Source organism: Kocuria sp., assembly GCF_030536815.1.
Lineage (GTDB): Bacteria > Actinomycetota > Actinomycetes > Actinomycetales > Micrococcaceae > Kocuria > Kocuria gwangalliensis.
The window spans coordinates 3,729-19,336 of sequence record NZ_JAUNPE010000037.1 but is presented as its reverse complement, the minus strand read 5'-3'; the positions used below and the strand labels follow the sequence as shown (position 1 = coordinate 19,336).

Sequence of the window (15,608 nt, the reverse complement as noted above, 5' to 3'; positions counted from 1 at the left end):
GTTCGTGACCGTGGTGCTCGTGGTGCCGGCGTCCGTGTGTGTCCTGTGGTTCATCATCTTCGGTGGCTCGGCCATGTACTACGCGCAGAACGGTGCGGATCTGACCGTGGCGAACGGCGCGGAGTCCATGTTGTTCGGTCTGCTGGACCAGTTGCCGTTGTCCGCCATCACCTCCGTGTTGGCCATGATCGTGATCGGCATCTTCTTTGTCACCAGCGCGGACTCGGCCTCCGTGGTCATGGGCACCATGACGCAGAAGGGCAAGCCCGTCCCGGCCAAGTGGATCGTGATTTTCTGGGGCCTGTGTCTGGCCGGTATCGCCATTGTGATGTTGCTGGTGGGTGGCGACAACGCCCTGGCCGGCATGCAGAACCTGGTGATCGTCTCCGCACTGCCGTTCGCGATCATCATGGCGGGCATGATGATTTCGCTCTTCAAGGACCTCCGCAAGGATCCCGCTACCCTGCGTTCGCGCTTCGCCTCGTCCGCCGTGGACAAGGCCGTTTCCACGGGTCTGGCCGAACACGGTGATGACTTCGCCCTGCAGGTGGAGCACGCCGAAGGCCACCGCGCGGCGGGTCAGGACTTCGACTCGCACGACCCGTCCGTGACCGAGTGGTACCGCCAGACGGATGAGGAGGGCAAGGAGATCGACTTCGAGTACCAGACCGCTTGGTCGTCATCTCCCGCGGACGACATTGCGGAAACCACCCCGAACGAGAAGGCCCCCTGGCAGCGGGGCAAGGAATCATCCACTCTGCAGTAGACGGCAGTCAATAGCCCGCTGCTTTGCCCCGGGGGCCCGGTACCGATCGGTACCGGGCCCTCATTTGTGTGGCTTGAGATGGCCCGGACCCGCCACATCCGTGGGAAGTTTCGTAGAGTGGAGGTCATGTTCAAAATCGTCACGGTGTGCACCGGCAACATTTGCCGCTCCCCCATGGCCCATGCCCTGCTCGATGCGCAGCTGTCCGCCGCCGGATTGCAGGATCAGGTGAGCGTGATGTCCGCCGGAATCAGCGATGAGGAACACGGCAATCCCGTGGACTCCCGCGCTGCGACCGTACTGGCCCGTAACGACCTCGAGTTGCCCGACCACCAGGCCCACCGCATTACCGACGATGAGCTCCGGGATGCGGATCTGTTGCTGGCCATGACCGCCGCGCACCAAGCGGAACTGCGGCGTCGGCTGGGGGATGAGCAGGCAGACCAGGTACGGCTCATGCGCTCGTTCGGCGCCGAGGATTTCCACGACAACGACCTGGACATCGCCGATCCCTGGTACGGCGGCGCCGATGACTTCGACCTGGCCTGGGAGCAGATCCGCGCGGCCGCCCCGCACGTGGTCTCCGAGGTCTCGCAAAGGCTGACGAGACGGTGATCGATCCCGAGGAGAACTTCGACGACGCCCTGTTCGCGGCCTACCCCGACGGCGTGAATCTCGCACGGCTGCTTCCCGTGCCCACACAGCGGCCGTTCATCATCGGCATCGACGGTCGGTCCGGTGCCGGGAAGACCAGCCTCACGGCGCAGCTGGCCGCCGTACTCGAGCGCCGGCACGACGTCACGGTGTTTCATTTGGAGGACATCTACCCGGGGTGGAACGGCCTGGCGCAGGGCATGGACACCTTTGTGCGCGAAGTGCTTCAGCCACTGCGCCGCGGGGAGGACGCCCATTGGACCGCGTGGGATTGGTTGACCAATGAACCCGGCACTCCACGACTGACCCGGGCCGCGGAAATCGTCCTGGTGGAAGGCGTGGGCGCGTGCAATGAACTGGCCCGGCCGCTGCTCGACACCTCGGTGTGGATCGAGCTGCCGGCCGCGTCACGAAAGCTGCGCGCCATGGAACGCGACGGCCGATCCTACGAAAAGTTCTGGGACGCGTGGGCGGAACAGGAAGAGTCCTATCTTGCTGCCGATCCGGTCTGGGAGAACGCGGATGTCCTGCACCCCGGCCCGGTCCCCGACGCCGCGGCATCTTCCAACGGTGAACGGGGCCGGTCATGAGCGAGGCCCAACGCGCAGTGGTCATGATGGCCCCCGTGGATCGGCAGCCCCACCTGGTGGATCCCGTACAGCCGCTCGTGCTGATCGATGACGAGGGCCTGACCCGTGGTGACGGGGTGTTCGAGACCATGCATGCCCTGGAGGGCGAGGTCTACAAGTTCGGTGCGCATTATCGGCGGTTGTGCACCTCCGCCCGGCTGGCCCAGCTCCCGGTGCCGTCCGAGGATTCCTGCCGCACCGCCATTGCGCTGGGTCTGGAGAACGCGGGCCCGGGGGGCAACGCAGGTTTGGGTGCGGAGCACTCGATCAAACTCAGTATCAGCCGCGGCGCCCCCGGTGGTGCCCCGTGGGCCTGGCTCACGGTGACCCCCGTCGGCGAAAAAACCTTTGCCGTGCGGCGCAACGGTGTGGCCGCCGTTCTGCTGCAGCGCGGTCACGACCCCGCCGAGGACTCCGGCTGCGCGTGGTTGCTGCCCGGCGCCAAGACCCTGTCCTACGCGGTCAACATGGCCGCACTTCGCCATGCGCGGGACCTGGGCGCGGACGAGGCCATTTTCACCACCTCGACCGATCGCCGCGTCCTGGAGGCCGCGACGTCGTCCGTGATCTGCGCCCGCACGGGGCGCGGCGAGCGCACCCTGGTGACCCCGGAGCCCTCGCACGGGATCCTGCCGGGCACGTCCCAGGCGCGGATTTTCGCGGCGGCGCGCAAGGATGGCTGGCGCATTGATTACGGTCCGCTCTACCCGGCGGACCTGCTGCGCGCGGACGCCGTCTGGCTCACCTCGTCCGTGCGGCTCGCGGTGCCCGTGGTGCGCCTGGACCAGCAACCGCTGCCCCACACCCGCGACCTCACACAGCTGCTGACCGGGTACCTGGTGGGTCACTGACCCGCCGAGTACACAACTACCCCGGCGGATCAATCACCCCGCCACGCCCCACCGTGGAGGGCGTACCCGAGTGACACAATGGCGGGCCCGCTACTGCCAGATGAACCTGTGGGTTCCCAACAGCAGTGACACGCCCAGGGCCCCGAGGGCGATCAGCACGGCGGCCCCAGCCGTGTAGAGATCCACGCGGCCGTAGTGGGGAACGCGCGCCCACGTGCGCTTTCCGGCTCCGAATCCGCGCGCTTCCATGGTCATGGCCAGGCGTGTGGCGCGGCGCAGTGACTGGACCAGCAGGGTGAATGCCTGCCCCCCGAATTCCTTGGCCGTGCCCACGGGTCCGTGATCATTGCCGGCGCCGCGTGCGCGCCGGGCCGAAGCGAGCACGGACCATTCCTTGACCATGACCTCGACCAGTCGCAACGCCGCCAGCGAGGCCAGTACAAATCGTTCGGGCAGTCGCAGGGTCTGCGCCAACCCGTCGGCCAGGTCGGTGGGGTCGGTGGTGAGCAGCACCGTGATACCGGGCAGCGCAATGGCCAGGCCACGCAGCGCAATGGCCGCACCGGCGGCCAGCGAGCCCGTGGTCACCGTGATCCAGCCCAGGTTCACCAGCTCGGTTCCGCCCTCCGGGGACAGCATGGCGGTGCCCCACCCGCTGATCAGTGCCGCCACGGTGATGGGCCACAGGGTGACCAGCAGACGCAGGGGTTTCTGCCCTGCGGCGGCCAGCAACACCAGTTGGCCCAGCAGGGCAAGACCGCTGGTCACGGGGTCCGCGCTCACGACCAGCACCACGGTGATGAGCAAGGCACCCAGGAGTTTGACCACCGCGTTGGAACGGCCCATGGGACTGACTCGGACGGAATCGGCAATGGCGCTCACGCTCATGCTCCCAACCTCACTTCCACCGCGTGGAGGGCCTTGATGAGTTCGCGGTCGTGGGTCACGGCCACCACGGCGGTGCCCCGTTCCATCTCTTCGACGAGCATGTCGACCAGCTCACGCCAGGTCTGCGCGTCCTGGCCGAACGTGGGCTCGTCGAGGATGAGCACCTGCGGGGCGGAGGCCAGCACGGTCGCCACCGATAGCCGCCGTTTCTGCCCGCCGGACAGTGTGAACGGGTTGGCGTCCTGGATCTCCGCCAGGTCCAGACGGCGCAGCAGGGTGTCAATGCGCGTCTCGTCCAGCCCCGAGTCGGTACCGCGGCGGGCCGTCCGGAGCGGCCCGTATTCAAGTTCGGCCCGCACGGACGAGCAGAGGAACTGATGCTCCGGGTGCTGGAAGACACTGCCGATGCGGGTGATGAGCTCCGTTCCCTCCCAGAGCGAGGGGTCAGCGGGAGCGTTCCCGGCAAGAGCCCGCGTGGCTTTCACGGTTCCCGCGCACGGCAAGAGCAATCCCGCCAATGTCAGCGCCAGCGTGGACTTCCCGGCGCCGTTCTCGCCCGTGACGGCCAGGGCCTGGCCCGCGCGCACGGTCAGGGTGATGTTGTGGGCGACCGGCACAACATTCTCGGTAGCGCATATCTCGTTCCGTCCCGGTGTTCCGCGGGACCAGGCTTTACGCGCCCGACGACGCCGCCGCGCCACCGCTCGCGCGCTCGGCTGGGTTCGGCTCACGGCCAGGTCGTGGACCTCCAGCAGCGGCGTTGCCTGCTGGCCGTGCGCCGGGGCGGGAATGGTGGACGGTGTCCAGTCCGGAACCCACGTACCCTGCCGTTGCAAGAGTTCGCGCGCGTCCACGAGGACCTCGCGGGTCGGACCGTCGAACGCTACGCTCCCGTAGTCGTCGAGCACCAGCACCCGGTCCACCACGGATTCCCAGAGGCCGACTCGGTGCTCGACCACGATCATCGTGGTGCCCGCCTGTGACACCGCACGGTCCACCGCGTCGCGCAATTCGACCGCGCCCCGTTCATCCACGCTGGCGGTGGGTTCATCGAGCAGGAGGAGCTGTGGGCGCATGGCCATGGTTCCGGCCAACGCCAGGCGCTGCTTCTGCCCCCCGGACAGCGAGGTGGTGGAGTGATCGAGCGGGAGGTCCAACCCGACCTCGGCAAGCGCTGCCTCCACCCGGGGCCAGATCTGGTCGCGAGGTACGGCGAGATTCTCGAGGCCGAAAGCGACGTCGTCGCCCACGCGCCCCAAAATGACCTGCGTCTCGGGATCTTGGTGCATGAAGCCCACCGATCCGCGCGCGTCGCGCGGATCCACGCCGTTGACGGTGAGTTCCCCGGAGCGGGATTCGCCGTCAGGATCCTGTTCCACACCGGCCATGGCCTGCAGCAGCGTGGACTTACCGGCTCCGGACGGGCCCAGCAGCAGCACACGCTCGCCCGGCCGGATCCGAGCGCTCACGCAGCGCAGGGACGGTTCCTCACGGCCGGGGTAGTGCCACCCGAAATCCGTGAGCACCACGTCCGCCCCGCGCTGCTCCACGGCCACGTGCGCGTTCATCGTCGTGCGGCGCCGGAGGCCAACCCGTTGAGCACGCCCGTCCTCTGCAGCGCCCGGGTGACCAGCCACATCAAGATCCCGGCGATGACCGCACCCGAGAGGGTGGTGAGAGCCGTATAAACCACTCGCTGGTCGAAGGCCCATTCGTAGTTGTAGATGATGCTTTCGTTGATTCCCATGACCAGTCCCGCAAGCGCACCACCTGCCGCCGCGGCGGCCGGGCCGAAGCGACGATAACGGCTCAGCAGGAACACGATCTCCACGGCGGCACCCTGGATCAAACCCGAGAACACCACCGGCCAGCCGAAGTGGGTGCCCAGGAAGCCTTCCAGGACGGCGGCGATAAGTTCGCAGAAAATCGCGGCTCCGGGCTTGCGGATGATCAGTGCCCCCAGGGTGCCGGCGATCAGCCAACCGCCGCCGATCAGGCCGGTGGCCGGCGGGTAAGCAACCGCAGCGGTGGTCGCCACCGGGTACAACAGGTTGGCCCACGCCCAGAAGACGACGGCGCACAGTGCGGCCAGCACCGCAGCCACCACGATGTCCACCACGCGCCACGACTTCTTGGGGGATTTCCGCTGTGGACGGGCGGTCCTGGATTTGACCTGGGTCATGATGTTCATCCTCCTGATGAGTACAGGAGGGGAAAGAACCGCGCACGGGCCGCGCACGGGTCCTTTGAGATGCTCGACTCCCTAGCGCCGGTATGAACCGGATCAGGTTCGAGGGTCTGCGCTGGTGCGCACTCTCAGCGCCGCTCGGGCGCTCCCCTGTCGTTAATGCCTCATCCTAGACCAAAAGAAGCGGCGGGGTCGCGTCCGCTGGACGCACCCCCGCCGCTTCCGGCAGTCGGAAAATTTAGATCTCGCTCTGCGACGTGTTGTCCTGGTCACTGTCCATCTTGGCGATGGCGCGCTGGATACCCACCTTGATGAGCGTGCCCACAAGACCGGTCAGAAGGGCCCACACGATGATGTCGCGCCAGGCCTCGTCCGGGTCCGGGTTCTTGGCGGGGGGCTCGTTACCCGTAACCTTTTTCCAGCCCGCGGTCAGCACCTTGTTGGACAGTGCCACGCCGCCCAGTGATGCTGCGGTGCCGGCCAAATCGTACATTTTGCTCATTGAAAGCTCCTCTTCACGGTTCTCGCTGCTTCACTAAGCATACGAAGCAGTTGCTGGTTCTTCGACCACCTCGGCCCGCCACGGGCCGAGATTTTTAGTCGTCACGCCTGGTACTCGCGTACTCGATCACGTTCTTGAGGTCGTCCTGGGTGAGGTTTTCCTCGCGCAGGTGCTTGGACCGGTACGCCGACCGACCCACCATGTGGGCGGAGACGGGGACCGTCAGCAGCATGAACAACCACGCCAGGATCAGCAACGGAATCATTGCGGGGTCGCGCCCCTCAATGCCCACCGCGGTCAGTAACAGCAGCAGGCCGAAGACCTGGGGCTTGGTACCGGCGTGCATACGGGAGAGCAGGTCCGGGAAACGCACCAGACCCACCGCCGCGGCCAGCGACATCAGGCACCCCACCACCATGCACACGGCTGCGACGACATCCAGAATCAGTTCCCACGTCATGACTTCCCCGTTCCCGCGTTACGCGCCACGGTCACGGAGCCCAAGAAGCCGACCAGCGAGACGATGACCAAGAGGAAAATGTTGTTCATGTGATGGTTGTAAACCATCTCGATGGCAAGGGACGCCCCGACAATGGCCAGCAACACGTCACTGGCAATGACTCGATCCAGGAGGGAGGGGCCCTTGGCGAGGCGATAAATGGCCCCGGCCGCGGCCAGTACCAGGAAGACCCCGCAGATCCACACGGCTATCTCGAACACGGTTTACTCCTCTCCCCGCTCGGGCCCGCCACCGGTGCGATACATCTGAGTGGTCGGCGAATGAATCATTCCGGTCGTGGTCGTCTCATTGCCTCCGGTCTCCTGTTTCAGGGCGCGCAGGTCTTCCTTGCTGCCCATGATGCGGATCCACGCGGCCTCGACCCGCAGTGCTGACTCGCGGAAGATCTCGGCCTGTTTCTTGTTGGCGACGTCCAGGACGTGGAAGTACAGGATGCCCGAACCGCGATCGACCTCGATCACCAGCGAACCGGGGATCAAGGCCATGGTGTGCCCCACGGCGGTCATCAACAGGTCATTGTTCTGCCGCAATCTCACGCCGACCACGGCGTTCTGCACGGCAGGTCCCTGAACGAGTGCCAACTTGAACACGTGGAAACTCGCCGTGGCCACCTGCCAAATGAAGGACACCACGAACACCGCGAAGTGGAGCACGTTGAATCGTCCGGACAGTTCAATGGGTGGCAAGGTGAGCGCGCGGGTCACGATGAAGGCCAGGATCAGCCCGAAGACCAAGTTCCCCAGGCGCCAATCGCCCCAGAGCGCGCCCCACACCACGACCAGCCACAGCAGCAGCGGGATGTCGGCGCGGAACGTACTTTGAAAACGCTTCTGGGTGGGGGAAGTACTCACTGCGCCTCCTCACTCACGCCACCCTGGCCCGCCGGGGCGAAGACGGCGTCGATGTAGCGATCCGGGTGTATCAGGTTCTGTGAGGCGTTGTCGGCCAGGTCGAACAGCGGGCCCGCGAAGACCGTGAGGGCCACACCGACCGCCACCAGAGCGGTCGTTGCGCCCACCATGAAACTCGGCATGAGCAACACGGCGCCTCGGCCGGCGAACGTGCTGGACCCGGCACGTTCGGCGGGGCCTGAGGTCCGGGGTTGCTTGCCGTCCACCGTGGTCGAGCGCAGCACGGGGTCCGGGTACTCGGCATCATCCACGCTGCGCAGGAACACGCGAATCCACACGCGGACCAGTGCCAGCAGGGTCAGCAGCGACACGAACACGCTGACACCGACCAGCAGGTAATCCAAGCCGGTTCCACGGCTCACACCCGCTTCCAGGAGCCCCACCTTGCCCAGGAACCCGGAGAACGGGGGAATACCGCCCAGGTTCAGGGCCGGGATCATGTACAGGATGCCCAGCAACGGTGAAATTTTGAGCATGCCCGCGAGTCGATCCACGTTGGTGGAGCCACCGCGCCGCTCGATCAGACCCGCGACCAGGAACAGGCTGGTTTGGATCACGATGTGGTGGGCAATGTAGTAGACCACCGCCGCCAGTGCTTCCTCGGTCCCCACCGCGATACCGAAGATCATGTACCCGATGTGACTGATCAACGTGAACGAGAGCATACGTTTGATGTCGATCTGCGCCAGTGCACCCAGAATGCCCACCACCATGGTGAGCAGGGCAACCCACATCAAGAGCCCGTTGATCTGCGTTCCGGGGAACAGCAGTGTCTCGGTACGGATGATCGAGTAGACGCCCACCTTGGTCAACAGACCCGCGAACACGGCGGTCACCGGCGCGGAGGCGGTCGGGTAGGAGTCGGGCAACCAGAACGACAGCGGGAAGACCGCGGCCTTCACTCCGAACGCGATGAGCAGCATCAGGTGCAGCTGCATTTGGGTGCCCTGCGGCAGGTCCGCCAGCTTCACGGAGAGATCGGCCATGTTCACGGTGCCCGTGGCGCCGTAAATCATGCTGATCGAGATCAGGAACAGCACGGAGGAGATCACCGAGACCACCACGTACGTGACACCGGCGCGGATGCGCTGCACCGTTCCGCCCATGGTCAGCAAGACGTAGGAGGCGGTCAGCAGGATCTCGAAACCCACGTACAGGTTGAACAGGTCTCCGGCCAGGAACGCATTGGAAACACCGGCCACCAGGATCAAGAAGGTGGGGTAGAAAATCGAGATGGGGCCTTCGTCGTCTCCGTCAGCGACGCCCTCACCCGCGGCGTAGATCAACACCGCCAGCGACACGACCACCGAGACCACGAGCATCAGCGCGGACAGTTGGTCCACGACCATCACAATGCCGAAGGGCGCCGCCCACTCACCCAGGTGGACGGCCTGCGGCCCCTGGTTCCACACGGTGATCATGATCAGCACGTTCAGGGCCAGGGTCGCGCTCATGGCGCCGATGGTCACAAAACGTTGCAACCGGTTCCGGTGCACGATCAGCAGGTTCATCGCGGCACCCAGGAACGGAATCACCACGGCCAGCGGAGCCAGCTGTGCGAAGTCATAGCTCATGACCGTTCCTCCCTTCCGGTGTCCTCGGGCCCGTGGCCCTCGAAGCGTTGGCCCTCGGTGTGCTCCACGTAGTCCGGGGACGACGGCGCAGCCAGGTGGTGTGCTCGGTGATGTCCTGGGGACTCAGTTGCTTCCTCTTCGTTGTGGCGTGCGCGTCCCCTTGGCTCATCCGAATCGGTGAATTCGGAGGAGTCCTGGGGCAGGGCGTCGTCGTCCTCGGCGTCGTAGGCGGGCTGCTGGGCGACAAAGCGGTCTTCCAGGTCGTCCTGGATCTCGTCGCGACGCGCCAGGGTCCAGGAGCGGTAGATCATGCTCAGGATGAACGCCGTGGTGGCCAGCGAAATCACGATTGCCGTGAGAATCAATGCTTGCGGTAGGGGGTCGGAGTACTCGGAACCGTCGAGCTCGGAATCATAGAGCGGCGCGAATCCCGGGACCCCGCCCGCGTGCAGGATCAACAAGTTGGTCCCGTTGGTCAGGAGCATGATGCCGAGCAGCACGCGGGTCAGGGAACGTTCCAGGAGCAGGTACACGCCCACGGAATACAGCACGCCCATGACCAGGAGCAATATCACGTTGACAGTCATCCCTGCACCTCCGAGGGGTTGCTGCCCCGGGCCGGAACACCGGAAGCATTGGACGGCTCGGAGTCATCCACGCGGTGCGCGGACACGGACGGGCCGGTTCGGGTCACGCGGATGCGGGAACCGCGGCCCTCCTTGGCGGCGCCGTCGAAGGCCTCTCGTTCCTTCCGCTCGTCGATGCGACCGCCCAGGGAGCGGAGGATGTCCAGGACCAGGCCGATCACGATCAGGTACACACCGACGTCGAAGATCACCGAGGTCACGAACTTCACGTGGCCGAAAATGATCATGTCCCATTCGAACGTGTAGCTCTGCATGACCGTGCCGCCGAACAGGACGGGCGCTATTGCGTAGAGCGAGGCGATGGCCAGGCCCGCGCCCAACATCCAACCGGCGTTGACGGGGGTGGCTCGCTCCAGTTCGTAACGGCCACCGGCCAGATAACGCAGCGTGAGCGCCAGGGCAGCCATGAGGCCACCGGCAAAACCACCGCCTGGGTCGTTGTGACCGGCGATCAGCAGGTAAATGGACACCATCATGAAGGTGTGGAACAGCAACCGGGCAATCACTTCGAAAATGATGGAGCGGCGTTCGGGTGCCAGGGTGCGCCCGGCCAGGATGAACGGGTCTGCCTCCGGGCGCGAGGTGAACCGCCGCGCGAGGTCCAGTTGCTCGGTGTTCACGTTCTGGGAGTGTGCCGCGGCATTCATGCTGCGGATGATCTTCAGCTCAGACGTGTCAAGCTGATGGCGTTCGCTGCGCAGCCGGTCACCGCGGCTCTTCACGAAGATCAAGGAAGCAATACCGGTGGCCGCGACCACCAGAACGGTGATCTCACCAAAGGTGTCCCAGGCGCGGATGTCGACGAGGATCACGTTGACCACGTTGGCGCCGTTGCCCTGCTCGTAGGCCAGGCGCGGCAGCTCCAGGGAAATCCGCTCGGCGGAACGGGACGAGATCGAGAAAGCGGCCAGGGCCATCATGAACAGGCCGAACACCACCGAGAAGATCACCCGGAGGGCCTTACGACCGGCGGGACGGCGATTCCACAGCGGGCCGGGCAGCGAACGCAACGCCAGGACGAAGGCCACCAGCATGATGGTCTCCACGAGCGTCTGGGTCAGCGCCAGATCGGGGGCGCCTTGCAGGGCGAAGATCAACGCCAGCCCGTAACCGGTCACGGACACCAGCAACACGGCCAGGAACCGCTTACCGGCGGTGAGCACCAGCAGCGCCGCAATGATCATGCCGATACCGGTGACCAGCTGCCCCGGGGAATCCGCGTAACGGGTGTCGGCCAGCGGAGGGGTCTCGTACCAGAACAATGCAACCAAGGGCACCACGATGGCGGTGACCAGGATGACGGACAGGTAGAACTTCAGCGAACCACGCTGGGTGCGGCCGGTGACCCACACGGCCACCAGGTCCAGGGCGTTGACGATCTTGCGGTAAACGAAGTCACCCGTGGGGACCTCGGGCAGCTTGTCCTGGAACTGTTTCACGTGACGGCGTGCGAGGTGCAGCACCGCACCCACCGCAATGATCAGCGCGGACAATCCGAGGGCCACTGTGAAACCGTGCCACAGCACCAGGTGCACGCCGGACTCGGCGACGTCCGCGAACTCCTCCTGGTAGGGCTTGATGCCGGCTTCCATGGGCCCGGGGAAGAGACCGAACACCACGGTCAGGACGGCGAGAACGGTTGGGGCCACCATGAAACCCCACGGCGCGGGTTTGAAATCACCGATGACCGATTGGCCGTCTGCCGCGGTGTCCAGGTCGGAGAATTGGCCCGACTTGCGGGCAAAGCCACCCCACATGAACCGGGCGCTGTACGCAAAGGTCAGGATGGAACCAACGACCACGCCCACGAGCAGGATCATGCCCAGCGGCTCACCGCTGTGGTCCACGAGACCGGTGAGCACGGCTTCCTTGGTCACGAAGCCGAACAACGGCGGCACACCGGCCATGGAAGCGGCGCCGATGAGCGAGACCACCAAGAGCTTGGGGGCGCTGCGTCCCACGCCCGAGAGTCTGCGGATGTCACGGGTTCCCGCCTGGTGGTCAATGATGCCCACGCACAGGAACAAGGTGGCCTTGAACAGACCGTGCGCCATGACCATTCCCATTCCGGCCATGGCGGTGTCGGCTGAACCGAAGCTGATGACGGCGGTGATGAAGCCCAACTGGCTGACCGTGCCGTAGGCCAGGATGAGTTTGAGGTCGTACTGGCGCAGGGCAACCCAACCACCGAAGATCATGGTGCCCAGGCCCAGGGACACCGTGATGGGTAACCACCAGTCGGTCGCGGCAAAGCCCGGGGCGAAACGCGCCACCAGGTAGATACCGGCCTTGACCATGGCCGCGGCATGCAAGTAGGCGGACACCGGGGTGGGTGCCGCCATGGCCGCGGGGAGCCAGAAGTGGGTGGGGAACAGCGCCGACTTGGAGATCGCGCCGGCCAGGAGCAAGACAATGGCGGCGTTGATGGTGGCCGACGAGGCCATCAGTTCGGGGGCGGCGTCGACGATCTGCGACACCCGGTAGGTCCCGGCGGCCTCGCCGAGCATGATCATGCCCACGAGCATGGCCAGGCCACCCGCGGTGGTGACCACGAGCGCTTGCAGCGCGGCGCGGCGGGCGGCGAGCTTGGTGCGCGAGTAGCTGATCAGCAGGAACGACAGGACCGAGGTGATTTCCCAGAAGACGAACAGCACCAAGAGGTCATCCGCGGTGACCAGACCGAACATGGCTCCCGCGAAGGCCACCAGCTGCGCGGCGAACGCGCCGATGCCATCGGCGTCGGACTTGAAGTAGCGCGCGCAGTACATCAGCACCAGCGCGCCCACGCCCAGGATCAGCAGGCACATCATGTAGGCCAGCGCATCCATGCGGAAGGACAGCGTGATCCCCAGCTGGGGGATCCACTCGAGGGTGCTGTACCACTCGTTGGTCTCCCCGGAGTAAACGCGAGGGGTCTGGGTGAACAGCCAGATCAGCGAGCCGAGCGGCACGAGCGCCACGGCGTAGAAACCCGAACGCCCGGTTCGTTTGAGGATCGCTGGTGCACACAGGGCTGCAAGGCCGTGAATGAGCAACACAGCGAGCATGAGAACCTAACCTCTCTGGAGGTCACGGACAGGTGGACATGACCCCGCGAGGGCACGGCTCTACCCACAACGCACGGGTCGGAAGAATCCTGTTAAGCCTAACAAAGCGCGCATATGCCGCGTCCGCATTTACCTGTGGGTGAACTCCACGTCGGACAGCGCACGCCACGCTGGCCAATTCTTGACCCGCGGCCCGTTCGACGGGCCCTAGTCTGGGGCCATGACCATTCAAGCGCGGGAGACCACGGGAACACGCACACAGGTCCTCGCCTGGTGCTTGTGGGACACGGGTTCCTCCGCGTTCCACGCAATCATGCTCACCTTCGTCTTCACGGTGTACCTCACCAGTTCGTCCTTCGGTTCCCCCGAGCACACATCGGCCGTCCTGAGCGCGGGCATGGCCATTGCGGGTTTCTTCATTGCCCTGACCGCCCCGTTGATCGGCCAGCGCTCCGACGCGCCCCGTTCCCGTTCCCGGTTCCTCGGCGTCAACACCGTGTTACTTGCGCTCTTCACCGGTCTGGCGTTCTTCGCCCGACCCGAACCCTCGTTCCTGGTCTTCGGCGTTGCAATGATCGCCATCGCGAGCATCGTGGCCGAATTTGCCGAGGTCAGCTACAACGCCATGCTCCCCGGCCTGGCCGGACCCCAAAAAATCGGTGCGGTCTCCGGCTGGGGCTGGGGTGCCGGTTACCTGGGTGGCATCGTGGCGCTGGCATTCGTGCTCTTCGGTTTCGTTCAGCCGGGGTTCCTGGGCATCCCGACCGACCACGCCCTCAATTACCGCTCCGTGGCCCTGTTCAGCGCCGCGTGGGTTCTGGCGTTCTGCCTGCCCCTGATGCTGCGGGCCCGGACCATGCCCTACCGCTGCCTCGAGATCGCCGACGACGTCGCGGCACCCACTCCTCGTCGGGGCATCCTGGCGTCCTACGGGGAGCTCTTCCGGACGATCGCCCGCGTCTGGCGCCGCTCCCCCGCCACCGTGTATTTCTTGCTGTCCTCGGCCATTTTTCGCGACGGACTCGCGGGCATCTTCACGTTCGGCGGCGTGCTCGCGGCCGGAACGTTCGGGTTTTCGATGTCCGAGGTGATCATTTTCGCGGTGGTCGCCAATATCGCCGCGGCCCTCGGTGCGATCGTGGGCGGCAGGTTCGACGACGCCGCCGGCCCCCGCGCGGTGATCGTCGTGTCGTTGCTCGGCATCATGGTCGCCGGTTCCGTCTTGTTGTTCTGGGAGGGACCCACCGCGTTCTGGGTGTGCGGCCTGGCCCTGTGCTTGTTCGTGGGACCGGCTCAAGCGGCGTCGCGAACCTACCTGGGCCGACTGACCCCGTCCGGTCGGGACGGCGAGATGTACGGCCTCTACGCGACCACGGGCCGAGCGGTGAGCTTCCTGGCGCCCACCATGTTCGGTATTTTCGTCACCGCCTTCGGCGCCCAGATCTGGGGCGTCCTCGGGATCCTGAGCGTGGTGGGCGTGGGACTGCTCCTGCTGCTGTTCACACCCAAGCCGCCCAAGGGCTTCACGACCGTTCAGGTCTGATCGGCGGGGCGATCGTCATATCCGTCGAGACGCATATGAACGTCGGCCCAAGAATCGGCACGTTACTCGACCGGCGAGCGGTGAAAATTCACGTGGCTCCGTGAGGCCGTAGGGCCACGCTGTCCCTGATACCGGTTCCCGTAGGCCCCGCTGCCGTACGGATGCTCCGCCGCGGACGAGAGCTGGAAGAAGCACAGCTGCCCCACCTTGGAGCCGGGCCACAGCTTGATGGGCAGCGTGGCCATGTTGGACAGCTCCAGTGTGACGTGCCCGGAGAAACCCGGATCAATGAACCCCGCGGTGGAGTGCGTGAGCAGGCCCAACCTACCCAGGGAGGATTTGCCCTCGAGTCTCGCGGCGACGTCGTCGGGGAGTGTGACCTTCTCGTACGTGGCACCCAGGACGAACTCGCCGGGGTGCAGAACGAACGGTTCGTGGGGATCCACCTCGATCAACCGTGTGAGCTCGGGCTGTTCCTGGGCGGGATCGATGTGCGCGTACTTGTGGTTGTCGAACAACCGGAACCAACGGTCCAGGCGCACGTCCACGCTGGCGGGCTGGATCATGGCGGGGTCGTACGGTTCCAGCCGCACACGGCCGGAATCCATGAGGCTGCGAATGTCACGATCGGAGATGAGCACGCTTACACGGTAATGCACCGGCAATCGTCAGCACTCCCGTGGTCACCGCGCCTCCCCGTACCCGTTGTACGTGGGCGTCGGCCGCGGTCATGACTTCTGTCACCTCGGGTACGAGATGGCCGGGAAGAAAGTCCGGGCGGAAGTTGTTGTAGACTCGGTGGCGTTCAATCGGGCCGCGAGGTCTGATCGATACAACGCGCGGCTGTAGCTCAATGGTAGAGCGCACGCTTCCCAAGCCTGATACGCG

16 protein-coding genes and 1 riboswitch are annotated in these 15,608 nt (G+C 65.4%); of the genes, 5 read left to right on the top strand and 11 right to left on the bottom strand.

Features of this window, described 5'->3' with window-relative positions; genetic code table 11:
- The 4 genes from Q4E95_RS05495 to Q4E95_RS05480 form a co-directional block, all read left to right on the top strand.
- The coding region (locus Q4E95_RS05495) for a BCCT family transporter (protein WP_303382358.1) at window positions 1-766 on the top strand (766 nt) is incomplete at its 5' end.
- 126 nt (window positions 767-892) lie between these two features.
- Window positions 893-1,381 (top strand): low molecular weight protein-tyrosine-phosphatase, encoded by a 489-nt coding sequence (locus tag Q4E95_RS05490; RefSeq protein ID WP_368660310.1) that lies wholly within the window; start codon window positions 893-895, stop codon window positions 1,379-1,381.
- On the top strand, window positions 1,378-2,010 hold the full coding sequence (locus Q4E95_RS05485; RefSeq protein WP_303382356.1) for a uridine kinase: 633 nt from the start codon (window positions 1,378-1,380) through the stop codon (window positions 2,008-2,010). The genes Q4E95_RS05490 and Q4E95_RS05485 overlap by 4 nt, the downstream gene beginning before the upstream one ends.
- Window positions 2,007-2,900 carry an aminotransferase class IV gene (locus Q4E95_RS05480; protein WP_303382355.1) on the top strand — a complete coding sequence of 298 codons (894 nt, stop codon included), beginning with the start codon at window positions 2,007-2,009 and terminating at the stop codon, window positions 2,898-2,900. The genes Q4E95_RS05485 and Q4E95_RS05480 overlap by 4 nt, the downstream gene beginning before the upstream one ends.
- 90 nt (window positions 2,901-2,990) lie before the next feature.
- Here Q4E95_RS05480 and Q4E95_RS05475 read toward each other — a convergent pair whose 3' ends face one another.
- The 10 genes from Q4E95_RS05475 to Q4E95_RS05430 all read right to left on the bottom strand — a co-directional run bounded on the left by Q4E95_RS05475 (window position 2,991) and on the right by Q4E95_RS05430 (window position 13,177).
- The gene (locus tag Q4E95_RS05475; RefSeq protein ID WP_303382354.1) at window positions 2,991-3,788 is read right to left on the bottom strand and encodes an energy-coupling factor transporter transmembrane protein EcfT; all 798 of its coding nucleotides are present in this window, start codon (window positions 3,786-3,788) and stop codon (window positions 2,991-2,993) included.
- Window positions 3,785-5,356: an ABC transporter ATP-binding protein gene (locus Q4E95_RS05470; RefSeq protein ID WP_303382353.1), complete on the bottom strand. Its 1,572-nt coding sequence runs from the start codon at window positions 5,354-5,356 to the stop codon at window positions 3,785-3,787. Before Q4E95_RS05470 ends, Q4E95_RS05475 begins: the two co-directional genes overlap by 4 nt.
- Window positions 5,353-5,970 carry an ECF transporter S component gene (locus tag Q4E95_RS05465; RefSeq protein WP_303382352.1) on the bottom strand — a complete coding sequence of 206 codons (618 nt, stop codon included), beginning with the start codon at window positions 5,968-5,970 and terminating at the stop codon, window positions 5,353-5,355. Before Q4E95_RS05465 ends, Q4E95_RS05470 begins: the two co-directional genes overlap by 4 nt.
- Before the next feature lie 61 nt (window positions 5,971-6,031).
- A riboswitch (TPP riboswitch) is annotated at window positions 6,032-6,138 on the bottom strand.
- Window positions 6,139-6,214: 76 nt separating this feature from the next.
- Window positions 6,215-6,478 carry a DUF4235 domain-containing protein gene (locus tag Q4E95_RS05460; protein WP_303382351.1) on the bottom strand — a complete coding sequence of 88 codons (264 nt, stop codon included), beginning with the start codon at window positions 6,476-6,478 and terminating at the stop codon, window positions 6,215-6,217.
- Window positions 6,479-6,572: 94 nt separating this feature from the next.
- Window positions 6,573-6,938, bottom strand: a complete 366-nt coding sequence (gene mnhG, locus Q4E95_RS05455; protein WP_303382350.1) for a monovalent cation/H(+) antiporter subunit G — start codon at window positions 6,936-6,938, stop codon at window positions 6,573-6,575.
- On the bottom strand, window positions 6,935-7,198 hold the full coding sequence (locus Q4E95_RS05450) for a monovalent cation/H+ antiporter complex subunit F (RefSeq protein WP_303382349.1): 264 nt from the start codon (window positions 7,196-7,198) through the stop codon (window positions 6,935-6,937). The genes mnhG and Q4E95_RS05450 overlap by 4 nt, the downstream gene beginning before the upstream one ends.
- A gap of 3 nt (window positions 7,199-7,201) precedes the next feature.
- A complete protein-coding gene (locus tag Q4E95_RS05445; RefSeq protein ID WP_303382348.1) occupies window positions 7,202-7,849 on the bottom strand; it encodes a Na+/H+ antiporter subunit E in 648 nt (215 codons plus the stop codon).
- Entirely contained in the window at window positions 7,846-9,483 is a 1,638-nt protein-coding gene (locus tag Q4E95_RS05440; RefSeq protein WP_303382347.1) for a Na+/H+ antiporter subunit D, read from the bottom strand. The genes Q4E95_RS05445 and Q4E95_RS05440 overlap by 4 nt, the downstream gene beginning before the upstream one ends.
- Window positions 9,480-10,070 carry a Na(+)/H(+) antiporter subunit C gene (locus Q4E95_RS05435; protein WP_303382346.1) on the bottom strand — a complete coding sequence of 197 codons (591 nt, stop codon included), beginning with the start codon at window positions 10,068-10,070 and terminating at the stop codon, window positions 9,480-9,482. The genes Q4E95_RS05440 and Q4E95_RS05435 overlap by 4 nt, the downstream gene beginning before the upstream one ends.
- A complete protein-coding gene (locus Q4E95_RS05430) occupies window positions 10,067-13,177 on the bottom strand; it encodes a Na+/H+ antiporter subunit A (protein WP_303382345.1) in 3,111 nt (1,036 codons plus the stop codon). Before Q4E95_RS05430 ends, Q4E95_RS05435 begins: the two co-directional genes overlap by 4 nt.
- A 220-nt stretch (window positions 13,178-13,397) precedes the next feature.
- Between Q4E95_RS05430 and Q4E95_RS05425 the strand changes: the two genes are divergently transcribed.
- Window positions 13,398-14,720, top strand: a complete 1,323-nt coding sequence (locus Q4E95_RS05425) for an MFS transporter (protein WP_303382344.1) — start codon at window positions 13,398-13,400, stop codon at window positions 14,718-14,720.
- Between the two features lie 62 nt (window positions 14,721-14,782).
- Here Q4E95_RS05425 and dcd read toward each other — a convergent pair whose 3' ends face one another.
- On the bottom strand, window positions 14,783-15,361 hold the full coding sequence (gene dcd / locus Q4E95_RS05420) for a dCTP deaminase (protein WP_303382343.1): 579 nt from the start codon (window positions 15,359-15,361) through the stop codon (window positions 14,783-14,785).
- Window positions 15,362-15,608 lie beyond the last annotated feature (247 nt).

Bases quoted from the DNA above. Each gene is read 5' to 3' on its own strand.
- Q4E95_RS05490 (WP_368660310.1), top strand. From the start codon at position 893: ATGTTCAAAATCGTCACGGTGTGCACCGGCAACATTTGCCGCTCCCCC.
- Q4E95_RS05440 (WP_303382347.1), bottom strand. From the start codon at position 9,483: ATGAGCTATGACTTCGCACAGCTGGCTCCGCTGGCCGTGGTGATTCCG.
- mnhG (WP_303382350.1), bottom strand. From the start codon at position 6,938: ATGACGTGGGAACTGATTCTGGATGTCGTCGCAGCCGTGTGCATGGTG.
- Q4E95_RS05425 (WP_303382344.1), top strand. From the start codon at position 13,398: ATGACCATTCAAGCGCGGGAGACCACGGGAACACGCACACAGGTCCTC.
- Q4E95_RS05480 (WP_303382355.1), top strand. From the start codon at position 2,007: ATGAGCGAGGCCCAACGCGCAGTGGTCATGATGGCCCCCGTGGATCGG.
- Q4E95_RS05435 (WP_303382346.1), bottom strand. From the start codon at position 10,070: ATGACTGTCAACGTGATATTGCTCCTGGTCATGGGCGTGCTGTATTCC.
- Q4E95_RS05460 (WP_303382351.1), bottom strand. From the start codon at position 6,478: ATGAGCAAAATGTACGATTTGGCCGGCACCGCAGCATCACTGGGCGGC.
- Q4E95_RS05470 (WP_303382353.1), bottom strand. From the start codon at position 5,356: ATGAACGCGCACGTGGCCGTGGAGCAGCGCGGGGCGGACGTGGTGCTC.
- Q4E95_RS05475 (WP_303382354.1), bottom strand. From the start codon at position 3,788: ATGAGCGTGAGCGCCATTGCCGATTCCGTCCGAGTCAGTCCCATGGGC.
- Q4E95_RS05465 (WP_303382352.1), bottom strand. From the start codon at position 5,970: ATGACCCAGGTCAAATCCAGGACCGCCCGTCCACAGCGGAAATCCCCC.
- Q4E95_RS05430 (WP_303382345.1), bottom strand. From the start codon at position 13,177: ATGCTCGCTGTGTTGCTCATTCACGGCCTTGCAGCCCTGTGTGCACCA.